We start from the raw sequence: 15,827 nt of genomic DNA on the forward strand, positions 1-15,827 counted from the left end.
GACTGTCAATAGTTTGCGAAATCTCGTCGAAATATTGCTGTCATCTGATTGACAGCCTATGGTTCGGCCATCCGTCTCCTTCGAAGGGCCAACCCCCCATGAGAGCTCTCTTAGCCGCCCTTACGTTAGTGCTCGGAGTCCTGGTCAGCCCCGCCCTCGCGGCCGAGACCAACCTCGCGGCGGGCAAGCCCGCCACCGCCAGCAGTTACACCGACGTCTACCCCGCGCCCAACGTCACCGACGGCGACCAGGCCACCTACTGGGAGTCGGCCAACAACGCCTTCCCGCAGTGGGTCCAGGTGGACCTCGGGGCGGCGGCCACCGTGAACAAGCTCGTGCTCAAGCTGCCGAACGGCTGGCCGAGCCGCACCCAGACGCTGACCGTGCAGGGCAGCGCCGACGGTTCGAGCTTCACCACGCTCGCCGCGTCGGCCGCCTACACCTTCGCGCCGGCCGCCACCGTCACCCTCACCCCGGCCTCCGCCCGGTACGTCCGGCTGCAGATCACCGCCAACACCGGCTGGCCCGCGGGCCAGCTCTCCGAGTTCGAGGTGTACGGTCAGCCCGGCAACGGCGGCGGAGACGGGACGAACCTGGCGACCGGCAAGCCGATCACCGAGTCGTCGCACACCCAGACCTACGTGGCCGCCAACGCCGACGACGGCAACGTGGCCACCTACTGGGAGGGAGCGGCGTACCCGAACCTGCTGACCGTCCAGCTCGGCGCGAACGCCGACCTCACCTCGGTGGTGCTGAAGCTCAACCCCGACCCGGCCTGGGCCAGGCGGACGCAGACCATCCAGGTGCTCGGACGTGAGCAGAGCGCGAGCGGGTTCACCAGCCTGGTCGCGCAGGCCACGTACACCTTCGACCCGGCCTCGGGCAACACGGTGACGATCCCCGTCACGGCCAAGGTCGCCGACGTGCAGCTGAGGATCACCGCGAACTCCGGCGCGCCCGGCGGGCAGGTCGCCGAGTTCCAGGTCTTCGGCACGCCGTCCGCCAACCCCGACCTGACGGTCACCGGCGTCACCGCCAGCCCGGCCGCGCCGGTCGAGACCGACACGATCACGCTGTCGGCCGCGGTCAGGAACGCGGGCACGGTGGCGTCCGGGGCGACCTCGGTCACCTTCTACCTCGGCAGCACCAAGGTCGGCACCGCCGCCGTCGGCGCGCTCGCCGCCGGGGCCTCCGCCACTGTGACCGCCGGCATCGGCGCCAGGGACGCCGCCACCTACCAGGTCACCGCCAAGGTGGACGAGGACGACAAGGTCATCGAGACGAACGAGACGAACAACTCCCTCACCGTCCCGCTGACCGTGAAGCCGGTGGACACGGCCGACCTGGTCGCGTCCTCGGTGTCGTGGACGCCCGGCAACCCGGCGCAGGGCGACAGCGTGACCTTCGCGGTCTCGATCAAGAACCAGGGGACGATCGCGACGTCCAGCGGCTCGCACGGCCTCACGCTGACGGTCGCCGACGCGTCGGGCACGGTCGTCTCGACGATGACCGGCTCCACCAGCGGCGCCATCGCCCCCGGCGCCACCGCCAGCCCCATCTCCATGGGCGCCTGGACCGCGGCCAACGGGCGGTTCACGGTCAAGGTGGTGCTCGCCGACGACCCCGCCGAGCTGCCGGTCAAGCGCGCCAACAACACCAGCACGCAGCAGCTGTTCGTCGGCCGCGGCGCGCACCTGCCGTACGACACCTACGAGGCCGAGGACGCGGCCATCGGCGGCGGCGCCGTCCGCGTCGGGCCGAACAGGACCATCGGCGACCTGGCGGGCGAGGCGTCCGGACGCAGGGCCGTGACGCTCGGCACGACCGGCTCGTACGTCGAGTTCACCACCAGGGCCAGCACGAACACGCTGGTGACCAGGTTCTCGATGCCCGACGCGCCGGGCGGCGGCGGCACGACCTCCACGCTGAACGTCTACGTCGACGGCGTCTTCCTCAAGGCCATCGACCTGACCTCGCGCTACGCCTGGCTCTACGGCGCGGAGGCGAGCCCGAACAACTCGCCGGGCTCGGGCCCTCCCAGGCACATCTACGACGAGGCCAACCTGCTGCTGGGCACGACCGTCGCGAAGGGCAGCAGGGTCAGGCTGCAGAAGGACGCCGCGAACGGCTCGACCTACACGATCGACTTCGTCGACTTCGAGCAGGTCTCGCCCATCGCCAACCCGGACCCCGCGCGCTACGCCGTCCCCGCCGGCTTCACCCAGCAGGACGTGCAGAACGCGCTCGACAAGGCCCGCCAGGACAGCACGCTGACCGGCGTCTACCTGCCTGCCGGCGACTACCAGACGTCCGGCAAGTTCCAGGTCTACGGCAAGGCCGTCAGGCTCGTCGGAGCAGGCCCCTGGTTCACCCGCTTCTACGCGCCGTCAGGGCAGGAGAACACCGACGTCGGGTTCCGCACCGAGGCGTCGGCCAACGGCTCGATGTTCGCGAACTTCGCCTACTTCGGCAACTACACCTCGCGCATCGACGGCCCAGGCAAGGTGTTCGACCTCTCCAACGTGGCGAACATGGTGATCGACAACATCTGGGTGGAGCACCAGGTCTGCATGTACTGGGGCAGCAATACCGACAACATGACGATCAAGAACTCGCGGATCCGCGACACGTTCGCCGACGGCCTCAACATGACCAACGGCAGCACCGGCAACCTGGTCACCAACGTCGAGGCCCGCTCGACCGGCGACGACAGCTTCGCGCTGTTCTCCGCCATCGACAACAACCCCGGCGAGCAGCGCGACAACGTCTTCGAGAACCTGACGTCGCTGCTCACCTGGAGGGCGGCCGGCGTCGCCGTCTACGGCGGCTACGCCAACACCTTCAGGAACATCTACGTCGCCGACACGCTGGTCTACTCGGGCGTCACGATCAGCTCGCTGGACTTCGGCATCCCGATGAACGGCTTCGGTGCCAGCCCGCCCACGAGCTTCGAGAACATCTCGCTGGTCAGAGCCGGCGGCCACTTCTGGGGCCAGCAGACCTTCCCGGCGATGTGGTTGTTCTCGGCGTCGAAGGTGTTCCAGGGCATCAGGGTCAGCAAGCTGGACATCGTCGACCCGACCTACCACGGCATCATGTTCCAGACGAACTACGTGGGCAACCAGCCGCAGAACCCCGTCAAGGACACCGCCTTCACCGACGTCTCGATCAGCGGGGCGCACCGGAGCGGCGACGCCTTCGACGCCAAGTCCGGGTTCGGCATCTGGGCCAACGAGCTGCCGGAGCCCGGCCAGGGGCCGGCCGTCGGCTCGGCCACCTTCACCAACCTCAGGTTCTCCGACAACGCCCAGAACATCAGGAACACGACCTCGACGTTCACCATCAACGTGAACTAGGGAGCTCGGCCCTGACGGGCAGCCCCTGCCAGTCGCTCGCGCTGGTCACCGCGGCGGCGCTCAGCAGCGCCCCGCGGTGCAGCCGTTCCTGCGGGGTCAGCCCGTCCAGGGCCGCGCTGATGTATCCGGCCACGAACGCGTCGGCCGAGCCGGACGTGTCGACGATCGGCACCTGGATGACGGGCTGGTCGTAACGGACGCGATCCGCCCGCACGCTGGCGCCCTTGACGCCGCGGTTCACCACGACCTCGCGCTCGGGGGTCAGTGCGGGCTTGACCAGGTCCAGCTCGTCCTGGTCGAGGAAGAGCAGGTGGGAGTGGCAGGCGAGCTCGCCGAGCACCTCCTCGGCCTCCCGCACGGACGGCCACAGGTCGGGGTGGTACTCGACGCTGAAGGAGATCATCACCTCCGCGGTCCTGGCTGCGCCGACGGCGGCCCGGACCGCCTCCAGCGCGTCCCTGCCGAGCGCCGCCGTGACGCCGCTGACGTGCAGCATCTTGGACGCCGCGATCCGGTCGATCGGCACGTTCCCCGGCGACAGGCCCGAGCCCGCCGAGCCGGTGCGGTAGTGCGTGACGTGCGGCTGCCCGCCCACGCGCGACTCCCTGAGCAGCAGCCCGGTCCGCGCGCCCGCGGCCACCCGCATGTCCGTGACGTCCACGCCCTCGCCCCGCAGGACGGTGCGGATCCTGGCGCCCAGCTCGTCGCCGCCCACCTTGCCCAGGTAGGCGCACTGGTGCCCGAGCCTGGCCAGGGCGATGGCCAGGTTGAACTCGGGGCCGGTGACGTCCAGCCTGGCCTCGCTCTCGTGGCGGACCCTGCCGCTGGACACCACGCCCAGGGCCTCACCCAGCGTGTAGACGTCGGTCATGCGCCAGACTGTAGTCCCCCCAAGAGCACGCAAATCGGATTTTTCCGTAACGGTGCTGGTGGCGGGCGTGATCAAATTTTTTCTATATTTTTAGACAACCTTTCTCCCTTCTCATGCCTCAAAGTAGTAGAGGGGCTGGCGATCCCGAGCCGGCCCTAGCGTTACGGGGAAATGAGAGGAATCAGCACCCTCATGAAGAAGATCGCTGTAGGCATCGTCTCCGCCGTCGTCGGCGGAGCCCTCCTGGTGACCGGCGGGCCCGCGTTCGCCGCCAAGAAGGCACCCACGGTCGAGATCCAGTCGATCTCGCCGAACCCGGTCGTGGTCAAGGCCGGTAGCGAGACGGAGGCCTTCTTCAAGGTCGCCGCCAGCTCGGACCTCGACAGCGTCAAGCTCAGCGTCCAGCCGGTCAACCCCGAGCGGCGCACGCTCGCGGCCAAGGACGTCAAGCCCCTGGAGAGCTGGCGCTTCTCCGTCCCGTTCAACGAGAACGACGAGGACGGCAAGTGGAAGGCCACCGCCACGGGCATCAAGGACGGCAAGGTCGTCGTCACCGACGACGCCGTCTTCTCCGTGGAGATCGAGCAGGGCAAGTCCGACACCCGCATCTCGCGCTTCAGCGCCGACCCCTACAAGGTCCGCAAGGGCAGGACCATCGAGTTCACCGGCCGTCTCCAGGCGGACGACGACGGGTGGGAAGGCGTTCGCGGTGAGAAGGTGAGCATCTACTACCGCGCCGACGGCTCGAGCGGCTGGAAGTGGGTCGCCAACAGCACGACCCGCTGGGGTGGCAAGTTCTACGCCACCACCCGCGCCTACCGGAGCGGCTCGTTCAAGGCCGTCTTCGAGGGCAACGACGAGCTGACCGGCTCCGAGAGCCGCAGCGACTACGTCCGCGTGGTCAAGCGCTGGTGGCACTGAGCACCAACTGACTGAAGGCTCGGTTCCCGCTCCGGCGGGGCCGGGCCTTCGGCATGTCCACACCCGCGGCCCCCTCGCCCGCCCGTTCTTTGCTCGTTGGTTCCCCCGGCCCGCGCACTCCCCAGCTGCGTTTCTTGCCGTGAATAGGTGACGCCCTGCGGGTAGCGTCCTGGTATGGGTGAGGACCTGCTGAAACAGTGGAACCCGTTCGACATCTTCGACACCGAGGCGGCCAGGCTCGACGGCTTCTTCTCGGGGCTCGCGGAGGGCGACGAGGAGTGGCAGCGGCCGTCCCGCTGCGCGGGCTGGTCCGTCCGCGACGTGCTCGCCCATCTCGCGGGCGAGGAGCTGTACAACCACGCCTGCCTCGACGGGAACGTCCAGGACCTGCTCGCCCGGCTCGCCAGGGAGGGCGTGAACGGCTTCCACGACTTCAACGAGTGGTCCGTACGGCAACGCCGGGCGCTGCCGGTGGGCCAGGTGCTGGACGAGTGGCGCACGCAGAACGGCGAGACCCGCGCCCGCATGCGGGCCCTCGGCCGCGACGCGCTGATCGACACGATGGCGGGGCCGTACCCCGTGGGGTGGCAGACCTTCCACTACGACTCGGAGTACGCGACGCACGCCGACGACGTCGGCGCGCCCGTCGCGGACGCCGAGGCCGACGGCAGGACGCTGTGGCGGGTCGCGGTGGGCCGGTTCGTGCTGGCCGAGCAGGAGTCGAAGGCGCAGGTGGAGCAGACGGCCGACGAGATCTGGGTGTGCGCCGACGGGGTGACCACCACGCTGTCGTACCCGGAGTTCGTCGCGGCCACGGTGGGCCGCCTGGGGCCCGGCCACGAACTGGACCCGCGCGTCGCCGCGGCCCTGAGGTGCCTGGCCTGAGCCCGTCTGGGAGGAGGCCGATCATGTGGTTGCGGAATCGTGCGGGCACCGAGCCGGTGACCGCGCTCAGCGCGCTGCGCGCCCGGCGGATCCTGTCGATCATCGCGCTGGTGGTCGGCGTGGCGGCGGCGGGATTCTTCGGCTGGCTCGCGGCGGGCACCGGCGAGGCGGTCTGGGACTGGGAGGCCGCGATCGCGGCCGCGGTGGCCGTCATCGCGGCGGTCGACCTCGCGATGATCGCCAGGCACCGCGGCCGGAACTCACCGTCCGGACACCATCAGGAGCAGGCGGGACGGTGATCGCCAGGGCTCGGCGTCGGGACGGTGATCGCCAGGGCCCTGTGTCGGGTCGGTGATCGCCAAAGGACTCCGCCAGGTCAGGACGTCGCCACGGCGAGTATCAGCAGGATCACCGTGAGTACTCCGGCCAGGACGATCACCCATACGTGGCCGAGTGCCCACACCCGGATCCGCTCGCCGTACAGACGGGGCGACGAGTCACCGCCCTCGATCCTGTTGATCGCCGCCACGCGCCGGGCCAGATCGGGATCCTCCAGCTCCAGCGCTTGCTCGATCTCAGCGAGGATGCGGCGTTCCTTCCCAGAGAGACTCATTGCGATCACCATCGCTTCCACGCCGGTGAAAGCCTTGTACCCATAAGTAACCGCCGCATGCGCCGCCCGCGGCTCGTGCGGACGCTTCGATGATGACACCGATTCGCCGCGACGGCACCCCTGACCGGCGACCTGGTGGAACGACGAAGCCCCCGGCCTCCCGGCTTGGGGAGACCGGGAGTTCGGGGGCCTGACGTCACCGCTTGCCGTAGCGCTGCCTGAAGCGCTCGACGCGCCCGGCGCTGTCGAGGACGCGGCCGCGGCCGGTGTAGAACGGGTGGCTCGCCGACGAGACGTCGACGTCGATGACGGGGTAGGTGTGGCCGTCCGCCCACTCGACGGTCCTGTCGCTCGTCAGGGTCGAGCGGGTGAGGAAGGCGAAACCCACGCTCGGGTCACGGAAGACCACGGGACGGTACGAGGGGTGCAGGTTCTTCTTCATGCCCCCTCCAACCATATGACAATGGTTTTCATTCCTTGACTTCCGGATCCTGTCCGAGGACGGCGCGACCGCCAACGACGAACCCATGGCCACGACGCTAGGCGATCGCCGTGGGCGAACAGGGCGATCGCACTCCGGCGAACACGTAAGGTAGCCGCATGGATACCCCCACCGAGGTCCTCCACCGCGTGTTCGGCTACGACTCCTTCAGGGCGGGCCAGCAGGAGATCATCGAGCACGTGGTGGCGGGCGGCGACGCGCTCGTGCTCATGCCCACCGGCGGCGGCAAGTCGCTGTGCTACCAGATCCCGGCGCTGGTGCGCCCCGGGGTCGGGGTGGTGGTCTCGCCGCTGATCGCGCTGATGCAGGACCAGGTCGACGCGCTGACCGCGCTGGGGGTGCGGGCGGGCTTCCTCAACTCGACGCAAGACTTCGCCGAGCGGCAACAGGTGGAGTCCGCGTTCCTGGCGGGCGAGCTCGACCTGCTCTACCTCGCGCCCGAGCGGCTCAGGGTCGAGGCCACGGTGCGGCTGCTGGCCAAGGGCGAGATCTCCGTGTTCGCCATCGACGAGGCCCACTGCGTCTCCCAGTGGGGCCACGACTTCAGGCCCGACTACCTGGCCCTGTCCGAGCTGCGCGAGCTGTGGCCGGAGGTGCCGCGCATCGCGCTGACCGCCACCGCCACCCCGGCCACTCACGCCGAGATCTCCTCGCGGCTGGGGCTCGACGGGGCCAGGCACTTCGTGGCCAGCTTCGACCGTCCCAACATCCAGTACCGCATCGCGCCCAAGAGCGAGCCCAAACGGCAGCTCCTCGAGTTCCTGCGCACCGAGCACCAGGGCGACGCGGGCATCGTCTACTGCATGTCGCGCGCCTCGGTCGAGAAGATCGCCGCGTTCCTGGTCGACAACGGCGTCGACGCCGTTCCATACCACGCCGGGCTCGACTCCCGCACCCGCGCCGCGCACCAGGCCCAGTTCCTGCGCGAGGAAGGGCTGGTCGTGGTGGCCACCATCGCGTTCGGCATGGGCATCGACAAGCCCGACGTCCGGTTCGTCGCCCATCTCGACCTGCCCAAGTCCGTCGAGGGCTACTACCAGGAGACCGGGCGGGCCGGGCGCGACGGGCTGCCCGCCACCGCCTGGATGGCGTACGGCCTGCAGGATGTCGTACAGCAGCGCAAGCTGCTCACGGAGGGCGACGAGGCGCACCGCCGCCGCCAGGCGCTCCACCTCGACGCGATGCTGGCGCTCTGCGAGACCGTCGGGTGCCGCCGGGTGATGCTGCTCGACTACTTCGGCCAGCAAGGGTCCGAGCCGTGCGGCAACTGTGACACCTGCCAGGCGCCGCCCGAGTCGTGGGATGGCACGGTCCCCGCGCAGAAGGTGCTGTCGGCCGTGCTGCGGCTGAAACGGGAGCGGCGGCAGAAGTTCGGGGTGGGGCAGATCGTCGACATCCTGCTCGGCAAGCAGACGGCCAAGGTGCTGCAGCACGGCCACGAGTCGCTGACCGTGTTCGGCGTCGGCACCGAGCTCGGCAACGCCGAGTGGCACGGCGTGGTGCGCCAGCTGCTGGCGCAGGGGCTGCTGGCCGTCGAGGCCGACTACGGGGCCCTGGTGCTCACCGACGCGAGCGGCGACGTGCTGCGCGGCCAGCGCCAGGTGCCGCTGCGCCGCGACGCCCCGCGTCCCCTGCGCGCCAAGACGGCCGCCGCCGCCAAGTCCCGCCCGGCGGCCGAGCTGCCGCAGGAGGCCGCCCCGGTCTTCGAACGGCTCCGCGCCTGGCGCGCGGCCACGGCCAAGGAGCAGGGGGTGCCCGCGTACGTCATCTTCCACGACTCGACGCTGCGTGAGATCGCCACGCTGGCGCCGTCCACGCTGGAGGAGCTGGCGACGGTCAACGGGGTGGGCGAGAACAAGCTCGCCAAGTACGGCGAACAGGTCCTGGAGGCGCTCACCGCCTGACGCCTTGGCGGGGCTCTCCCCCTCCCTGGCCCGGAACGCCGCCGCGTCCCGGGGGCCGGAGAGGAACATCCCATCAAGCGGCGTCGAGGGCTGCGGTGATCTTGCGGGCCATGTCAGCCATGGTGGGGCTGGGCGGGCGGGCGTACCGGGCGCGGGCTCGGCGTCAGTCGTCGATCGCCTGGTAGAGCGTGGTCCAGAAGTCGTGGATGAGCCGCGCCGCATTCGGGACGGACATCCCGACCTGGGTGAGCAGGATTCCGGTGAGCTGCTTGTCCGGGTCGGCGTAGGTCGAGGTGCCGCTTCCGCCGTCCCAGCCGAACTGGCCGACGGGCGCGTAGTCGCCACGGTAGGTGCGCACCGCCATCCCCATCCCCCAGCCGCCGTGCTGCCCCTGGCCGAATGACAGATGGACGTTGTCGCGGGCCATGGCGTTTCGGGCGGCGTTCTGCTCGGGCGTGAGGCGGTTGGTGGTCATCAGCTCGACGGCGGGCCGGGACAGAATCCGGTCGCTCCCGTGCATCCCGCCGTTCAGCAGCATCCGGAAGTAGGCGTGGTAGTCGTCGACGGTGGAGACCAGCCCGCCGCCACCGCCCTGGAACGCCGGAGGCCGGCTCCACCGTCCACCCTTGGCCTCGTCCCACACGTTGAACTCGCCGGTCTGCGGGTCGGGGGCGTACAGGGTCGGCAGCCGGTCGATCTTGTCGGCGGGCACGTGGAAACCGGTGTCCTTCATCCCCAGCGGATCGAAGATGCGTTCACGCAGGAACGTCTCGAACGACTGGCCCGTGACTCTGGCGACGAGCACGCCGAGTAGATCGTTGCTGATGTGGTACTGCCAGCGCTCTCCGGGCTGGTACATCAGCGGAAGCGTGCCCAGACGGCGCATCCACTCATCCGGCTCGGGCATCGGCTCCGGCAGATCGGGTGTGAGCCCCTGCTCGAAGATCGCGCCCATGATCGGAGTGCCCAGCGACGTCATATCCATGCCGATCCCGAACGTGGAGGTCAGCAGGTCCCGTACGGTGATCGGCCGCCGCGCCGGCACGGTGTCGTCCAGCGGGCCGTCGATCCGCTTCAGCACCCGCCGGTCGGCGAGTTCCGGCAGCCAGGGCTCCACCAGGTCATCCAGCCGCAGCCTGCACTCGTCGAGCAGGACCATCGCCGCCGCGACCGCGACCGGCTTGGACGTCGAGGCCATCCGGAAGATCGTGTCCCGGCGCATCGGCGCGCCACCGTCATGACGCATCGTCCCGATCGCTTCGACGTGCGTCTCGCCGCCCCGGCCGACCAGGGCGACGAGCCCGGGAATCTGCCCGGACGCGACATGCCGCGCCAGCACCTCGCGCAGTCTGCGCAGCCCTGCTTCGGAGAAGCCGCTGTTGCCAGTTCCCATCATGAATCTCCTTACACACAGTGTTCGATCTTGCGAGACCCGTCCCGGCGTGGCGCTCATGGGCTGCCATGAGCGACGCACGAGGGTCGGGAGTGAGCTCGGCGTGGCCCAGTTCGCAGCCCCGAGGCCGCCATCGCTGAACCGTGCATGGCGTCCACCATCGCCGACCGCTCTGATACCGGGCTGTCGCCGTCCTGACGCCGCCGCTGACACCACACCGCATGGTCGAGGACGTCGCGCGGCTGTCAGCTCAGATCCGGGGGCCGAGGAAGCGGCTGAGCACCTCGATGGCGGCCTTGCTCATCGCGTACGGCTGCTCGGGCATCGCGATCCTGGTCGCCGCCGTGGACACGTTGATGATGCGGCCGCCGTCGTTCAGCAGCGGCAGGGCCCGCTGGGTGATGAACAGCGGCGCCTTGGTGTTGACCGCGATCAGGTGGTCGAACGCCTCCGGGGTGATCGTCTCGATCGAGTCGGCGGTGACGGCGGCGTCGTTGACCAGGATGTCCAGCCGCACCTGGCCGGTCCACGCGAGCAGGCCCGCCTCCAGCTCGGCGAATTCGGCACGGCCGCCTGACCCGCCACTCGCCGTTCAGGCGGCTGCGGCCGTGGTAGCGGGGCGGAAGGTGCGGCGGTATGCCTGGGGGGTGACGCCGATGGCGGCGTGGAGGTGCCGGCGCAGGGAGACGCCGGTGCCGATCCCGGCGCGGTGGGCGACGAGGTCGACGGGCCAGTCGGTGGTCTCCAGGTAGTGACGCGCCAGGTCGACGCGCTGGCGGATCAGCCATTGGCTGGGGGTGGTGCCGGTCTCGTCGCGGAAGCGGCGCGTGAAGGTGCGCACGCTCATGTTGGCGTGGGCGGCCAGGTCGGCCAGGGTGAGGGATTCGGCGAGTCGTTCCATGGCCCATGCCTGGGTGGGGGCGGTGCCGGTGGCCGCCGGGTCGGGGACGGGGCGCTGGATGTACTGGGCCTGTCCGCCGTCTCGCCAGGGCGGCACCACGCAGGAGCGGGCGACGTCGTTGGCGATCTGGCTGCCGTGGTCGCGGCGGACAAGGTGCAGGCACAGGTCGATCCCGGCGGCGACGCCGGCGGAGGTGAGGATGTCGCCGTCGTCGACGAACAGCACGTCGGGGTCGATGCGGGTGGTGGTGAACATCCGCTGCAGGCGCTCCGCTTCGCGCCAGTGCGTGGTGGCGGGACGGTGGTCGAGAAGCCCCGCGGAGGCCAGGACGTACGTGGCGGTGCAGATGCCCACGATCCGGGTGCCGGGGCGGATGGCGGCCAGGGCGTCGCGCAATGGGGCGGGCAGGCGGCCCTCCTCACGGATGGGGCCGAGGGCGTGGGAGGGCGGGATGACGACGGTGTCGACGCCGGCCAGCAAGGAGGCGTCATGGGTGACGGTGAGGCCGTAGTCGGCCTCGGCCCGTACCGGGCCGCCGTCGATGCTGCACGTGGTCACGGTGTAGAGCCGGTTGCCCGCCCGGTCGCGGGCGGCGCCGAAGATGCGAGCGGGGATACCGAGCTCGAAGGGGACGACGCCGTCCAGTGCCAGAACGCCAACGTGGTGCATGGCCAGATCTTTTCAGGACGTGGCCGGCACGCCGCTACTGGGGACCCTCGGGTCCCGGCAGTCTGATGGCGCGCCCGAGAGAACCGGCACAAACCACACAGAAAGAGGACGTCATCATGTCCCAGACCACCACCATGCGTGCTGTCTCCCAAGACACCGCCGGAGCCCCCGACGTCCTCAAGGTCATCGAGACCAGGCGGCCGGAGCCGGGCTGGGGCGAGATCCTGGTCCGGGTGCACGCGGCGGGTGTGAATCCGGCCGACTGGAAGACCCGGGAGCGGGGGGTGTTCCCCGACGGGACGCAGCTTCCCTTCACCCTGGGATTCGACGTCTCCGGGGTGGTCGAGGAGACCGGCTACGGGGTGACTCTCTTCCAGCCGGGCGACGAGGTCTTCGGGATGCCATGCTTCCCGCACCCGGCCGGCGCCTACGCCGAGTACGTCACCGCCCCGGCCCGCCACTTCGCCCCCCGCCCCCAGGGCCTGACCCACATCGAGTCGGGCGCCCTGCCGCTGGCCTCGCTCACCGCCTGGCAGGCCCTCGTCGACACCGCCGACGTCCGGCCCGGCCAGCGCGTCCTCATCCACGCTGCCGCGGGCGGCGTCGGCCACCTGGCCGTCCAGATCGCCAAGGCCCGCGGCGCCCATGTGATCGGCACCGCCAGCGCCGCCAAGCACGACCTGCTGCGTTCCCTCGGCGCGGACGAACTGATCGACTACCGCACCCAGAACGTCGCCGAGACCGTCCGCGACGCCGACGTCGTCCTGGACACGATCGGCGGCGCCAACTGGGCCCACTCCCTGCGCACCCTGCGCCCGGGTGGACGGCTGGTCTCGATGCTGCCTCTGGACGACACCTTCCCCTACAAGGAGGCCGAGGCGGCCGGGGTGCGGGCGGGGTTCATGCTCGTCGAGCCCGACCAGCAGGGCCTGCGCGAGATCACCAAGCTGGTCGAGGACGGCCGCCTGCGGGTGATCGCCGACGCGGTCTTCCCGCTGGAGGACGCCGCCGTCGCCCACACGCTGGGCGAGGCCGGCCGCACTACGGGAAAGATCGTCCTTTCCGTCACGTCGTAACCGGCCCTACTACTAAAGAGACGCCCGCCGCATCGATCGGCAGATGTGGCCACGCCGCCCCTGATCCAAGGTGGGGCCATGGCACCAACACACACGGCCGGCAGGTGGAAGACCCCTGCTCCCCTCCATCGCAACGTCTGGTTCCCTGGCCGGGTCATCGGCGGAGCGGCCCTCGTCGTGGCTCCCGTCGTGTGGTTCGCGGGGCTGCTCCTGCGCTACCTGGCGCTCCACGCGGGGGCCTTCACTCCGGAGCGGCTGGAGCAGTTCGACAGGCAGCCGTTCGCGGCTCCGTCGCAGCTGGCCGCGTACGTGGAGAATCCGGCGCTGGTCACGGCCGGCTACGCGTGCTTCGCCGCCGGCGCCATCCTGATGTGCCCCGCCGTCATCACCCTGGCCAGGATCGTCGCCGCGAGAGCCCCGCGGCTCGCCCTCGTGGGGGGCACGCTGGTCGTCCTGGGTCTCTTCTCGCGCCTGTACTGGGCGGGGGTCGACCACACCGCCTTCCAGCTGATCGGGCAGCTGGGCCTCGAACAGGCCACCAAGATCGTGATGGACACCTATGTGGAGATCTCGTACGGGCCGTGGAGGGTCCCGGTCACGGCGGCGTTCGGCCTGTACGTCGGCGCGATGGTGCTGGCCGTCGGGGCCTTCCGCTCGGGCGTGTTCGGTGTGGGGCGTCTCGTGCTGTTCCTCTGGTCGGGGACCCTGTGGACCGGCGTGCTCAAGGGCAGCACCCTCTTCGACGGCGTCGTCTCGTCGGGCGTGCTGTGCCTGGTGTTCGTGCCGCTCGGCATCCAGGTGCTGCGCGACGCCGTGCCCGAGTTGCGGGCCGAGCGGCTGCCCGCCGCCGACCGCAGGCCGTTGAAGATCGTGAGCTGGTGACACGCCGTTCCTGGCATCGCTCTACGCTGGGGCCGGTGGGGGGCTTGTCATCGATGCGCGACCGTCTGACGCCATGGCTGCTCCCCGCCGCCGCCTTCTGCGGCGCGTTCTTCCCGTCGGTCCTCCCCGACGCGCGGGTGTACAGCGATGAACTGCCAGGGCTCGCGTCGGTGCCCGGGTACGTCCAGGCCGCCGTGGTCGGGTTGCTGGCCGTGGCGGCGGTCCGGATCTCACCCGAGCGGCGCTGGCCCCTGTTCGTCCTCGCAGCCGCGGATTCCCTGGTGCGGTCGCCGGGGCTCCTGCTCGCCGTGACGACGTATCTCGCCGCCACCACCTGTCGACGGCCGCTCAGCCTGACGGTGTACGCGGCGGTCGCGAGCCTCGTCGCGGTGGTGCCGCAGCCCGGCACCGAAATCGCCTCCTCGCTCGGCGGCGCGCCCCTGTTCGTCTGGCTGCCGCTGGCGCTCGGGCTGTGGGCCGGCGCGCGCAAGCAGGTGGTGGCGGGGCTGCGGGAGCGTGCGGAACGACTGGAGCGCGAGCAGGCCGCCCGCACCGAGCAGGCCCGCGCGGAGGAGCGCGCCCGCATCGCCCGCGACATGCACGACGTGGTGGCACACCGGGTCTCGCTGATGGTCCTGCGCGCGGGAGCCCTGGAGATCAACGCCGCCGATGAGCAGACCGCGGCGGAGGCCGAGCTCATCCGCGCGACGGGCAAGGAGGCGCTCACCCAGCTCAGAGCCGTCCTCGGGGTGCTCGACCGGTCGAGCGGGAAGCCCTTCCATCCGCAGCCGACGCTCGCCGACCTCGACTGGCTGCTCGACCAGTCCCGATCAGTGGGCGTCCCCGTGGAACGGCGCGACGAGGGCACGGCCGGCGAGCTGCCCATCATGGTGGAGCACACCGCCTACCGGGTCGTCCAGGAGGCCCTCACCAACATCCACAAGCATGCGGGGCCCGCCGCGACACAGGTGGTGCTGCGCCATCATCCCGCCGCGCTGGAGGTCACCGTGAAGAACGTCGCGCCGCCCGACGGCACGCCACCGCTGCCCGGCAGTGGGCTCGGCCTCATCGGGCTGAGAGAGCGCGTCGAGCTGCTGGGCGGCGAGTTCAGCGCCAGGGCGGAGGCCGATGGAGGGTACACCGTCTCCGCGAGGCTGCCGGCATGATCCGGGTGCTGATCGTCGACGACGAGGCCCTGGTACGCACCGGGCTGCGGATGATCCTGGAGGCCGCCGGCGACATCGAGGTGGTCGCCGAGGCGGAGAACGGCGCGGAAGCCGTGACCGCCGTCGCCCGATACTGGCCGCACGTCGTGCTCATGGACGTGCAGATGCCCCGCATGGACGGCGTGGCCGCGCTCAAGGAGATCAACCGCTCCCCCGACCCGCCCAAGATCGTCATGCTGACCACCTTCGACCGCGACGAGTACGTCTACAGCGCCCTGCGTGCCCGGGCCGCCGGGTTCCTGCTGAAGGACACCGCGCCCCGCGACCTGATCGCCGCCGTCCGCACGGTGGCCGACGGGAGCGCCATGCTCGCGCCCTCGGTGACCAAGCGGATGATCGACGCCTTCGCCGGGCAGCAGGCGCCCGACACCCGTGCCGCGCGGGAGCGCCTGGCCGTCCTCACCGAGCGCGAACGGCAGGTCGTGCAGGCGGTGGCCCGCGGGCTGGCCAACGCCGAGATCGCCCGCGCGCTCGCCATGACAGAGACCACGGTGAAGGCCCACGTCAGCCGCTCGCTCACCAAGCTCGGGCTGAGCAACCGGGTGCAGATCGCCCTGCTCGTCCGCGACGCCGGCCAGGACCAGCGCGGCACGGGCTCCGCGTGATCAGCGGGCGTTCCCAGTCGCCG

The 15,827-nt window shown here is 70.4% G+C and carries 15 protein-coding genes; 9 read left to right on the forward strand and 6 right to left on the reverse strand.

Annotated elements, in window-relative coordinates:
• Positions 1-128 precede the first annotated feature (128 nt).
• Entirely contained in the window at positions 129-3,356 is a 3,228-nt protein-coding gene (locus ABT294_RS02300; RefSeq protein ID WP_350802938.1) for a discoidin domain-containing protein, read from the forward strand.
• Here the strand turns inward: ABT294_RS02300 and ABT294_RS02305 are convergent.
• A complete protein-coding gene (locus ABT294_RS02305; protein WP_350802940.1) occupies positions 3,343-4,227 on the reverse strand; it encodes a sugar kinase in 885 nt (294 codons plus the stop codon). The genes ABT294_RS02300 and ABT294_RS02305 overlap by 14 nt on opposite strands.
• 192 nt (positions 4,228-4,419) lie before the next feature.
• On the opposite strand from ABT294_RS02305, the gene ABT294_RS02310 reads away from it, so the two are divergent.
• The 3 genes from ABT294_RS02310 (at position 4,420) to ABT294_RS02320 (ending at position 6,332) form a co-directional block, all read left to right on the forward strand.
• Positions 4,420-5,148, forward strand: a complete 729-nt coding sequence (locus ABT294_RS02310; protein WP_350802942.1) for a hypothetical protein — start codon at positions 4,420-4,422, stop codon at positions 5,146-5,148.
• Positions 5,149-5,322: 174 nt separating this feature from the next.
• Complete coding sequence (locus ABT294_RS02315; protein ID WP_350802943.1) at positions 5,323-6,033, forward strand: maleylpyruvate isomerase family mycothiol-dependent enzyme; 711 nt, start codon at positions 5,323-5,325, stop codon at positions 6,031-6,033.
• A gap of 23 nt (positions 6,034-6,056) precedes the next feature.
• Positions 6,057-6,332, forward strand: a complete 276-nt coding sequence (locus tag ABT294_RS02320; RefSeq protein ID WP_350802944.1) for a DUF6343 family protein — start codon at positions 6,057-6,059, stop codon at positions 6,330-6,332.
• A 77-nt stretch (positions 6,333-6,409) separates the two neighbouring features.
• Here the strand turns inward: ABT294_RS02320 and ABT294_RS02325 are convergent, their stop codons facing one another.
• Complete coding sequence (locus tag ABT294_RS02325; protein WP_350802946.1) at positions 6,410-6,646, reverse strand: DUF3040 domain-containing protein; 237 nt, start codon at positions 6,644-6,646, stop codon at positions 6,410-6,412.
• Positions 6,647-6,842: 196 nt separating this feature from the next.
• Positions 6,843-7,088, reverse strand: a complete 246-nt coding sequence (locus ABT294_RS02330) for a type B 50S ribosomal protein L31 (protein ID WP_350802947.1) — start codon at positions 7,086-7,088, stop codon at positions 6,843-6,845.
• A 158-nt stretch (positions 7,089-7,246) separates the two neighbouring features.
• Here ABT294_RS02330 and recQ point away from each other — a divergent pair, with 158 nt between their 5' ends.
• Positions 7,247-9,052: a DNA helicase RecQ gene (recQ, locus tag ABT294_RS02335; RefSeq protein WP_350802949.1), complete on the forward strand. Its 1,806-nt coding sequence runs from the start codon at positions 7,247-7,249 to the stop codon at positions 9,050-9,052.
• A 163-nt stretch (positions 9,053-9,215) separates the two neighbouring features.
• On the opposite strand, the gene ABT294_RS02340 is transcribed toward recQ, so the two are convergent.
• From ABT294_RS02340 to ABT294_RS02350, 3 genes are all read right to left on the reverse strand, one after another.
• Positions 9,216-10,445 (reverse strand): serine hydrolase domain-containing protein, encoded by a 1,230-nt coding sequence (locus tag ABT294_RS02340; protein WP_350803332.1) that lies wholly within the window; start codon positions 10,443-10,445, stop codon positions 9,216-9,218.
• A 250-nt stretch (positions 10,446-10,695) separates the two neighbouring features.
• On the reverse strand, positions 10,696-10,962 hold the full coding sequence (locus ABT294_RS02345) for an SDR family oxidoreductase (protein WP_350802950.1): 267 nt from the start codon (positions 10,960-10,962) through the stop codon (positions 10,696-10,698).
• Positions 10,963-11,037: 75 nt separating this feature from the next.
• Positions 11,038-12,015 carry a GlxA family transcriptional regulator gene (locus ABT294_RS02350; protein WP_350802952.1) on the reverse strand — a complete coding sequence of 326 codons (978 nt, stop codon included), beginning with the start codon at positions 12,013-12,015 and terminating at the stop codon, positions 11,038-11,040.
• Positions 12,016-12,131: 116 nt separating this feature from the next.
• On the opposite strand from ABT294_RS02350, the gene ABT294_RS02355 reads away from it, so the two are divergent.
• From ABT294_RS02355 to ABT294_RS02370, 4 genes are all read left to right on the forward strand, one after another.
• Positions 12,132-13,091 (forward strand): NADP-dependent oxidoreductase, encoded by a 960-nt coding sequence (locus ABT294_RS02355; protein ID WP_350802953.1) that lies wholly within the window; start codon positions 12,132-12,134, stop codon positions 13,089-13,091.
• A 78-nt stretch (positions 13,092-13,169) separates the two neighbouring features.
• Positions 13,170-13,973 (forward strand): hypothetical protein, encoded by an 804-nt coding sequence (locus ABT294_RS02360; RefSeq protein ID WP_350802954.1) that lies wholly within the window; start codon positions 13,170-13,172, stop codon positions 13,971-13,973.
• 35 nt (positions 13,974-14,008) lie between these two features.
• Positions 14,009-15,139 carry a sensor histidine kinase gene (locus ABT294_RS02365; RefSeq protein ID WP_350802956.1) on the forward strand — a complete coding sequence of 377 codons (1,131 nt, stop codon included), beginning with the start codon at positions 14,009-14,011 and terminating at the stop codon, positions 15,137-15,139.
• The gene (locus ABT294_RS02370) at positions 15,136-15,804 is read left to right on the forward strand and encodes a response regulator (RefSeq protein WP_350802957.1); all 669 of its coding nucleotides are present in this window, start codon (positions 15,136-15,138) and stop codon (positions 15,802-15,804) included. Before ABT294_RS02365 ends, ABT294_RS02370 begins: the two co-directional genes overlap by 4 nt.
• The last annotated feature ends 23 nt before the right edge of the window (positions 15,805-15,827 follow it).

Origin of the sequence: Nonomuraea sp. NPDC000554, from assembly GCF_040300065.1 — a bacterium.
GTDB lineage: Bacteria > Actinomycetota > Actinomycetes > Streptosporangiales > Streptosporangiaceae > Nonomuraea.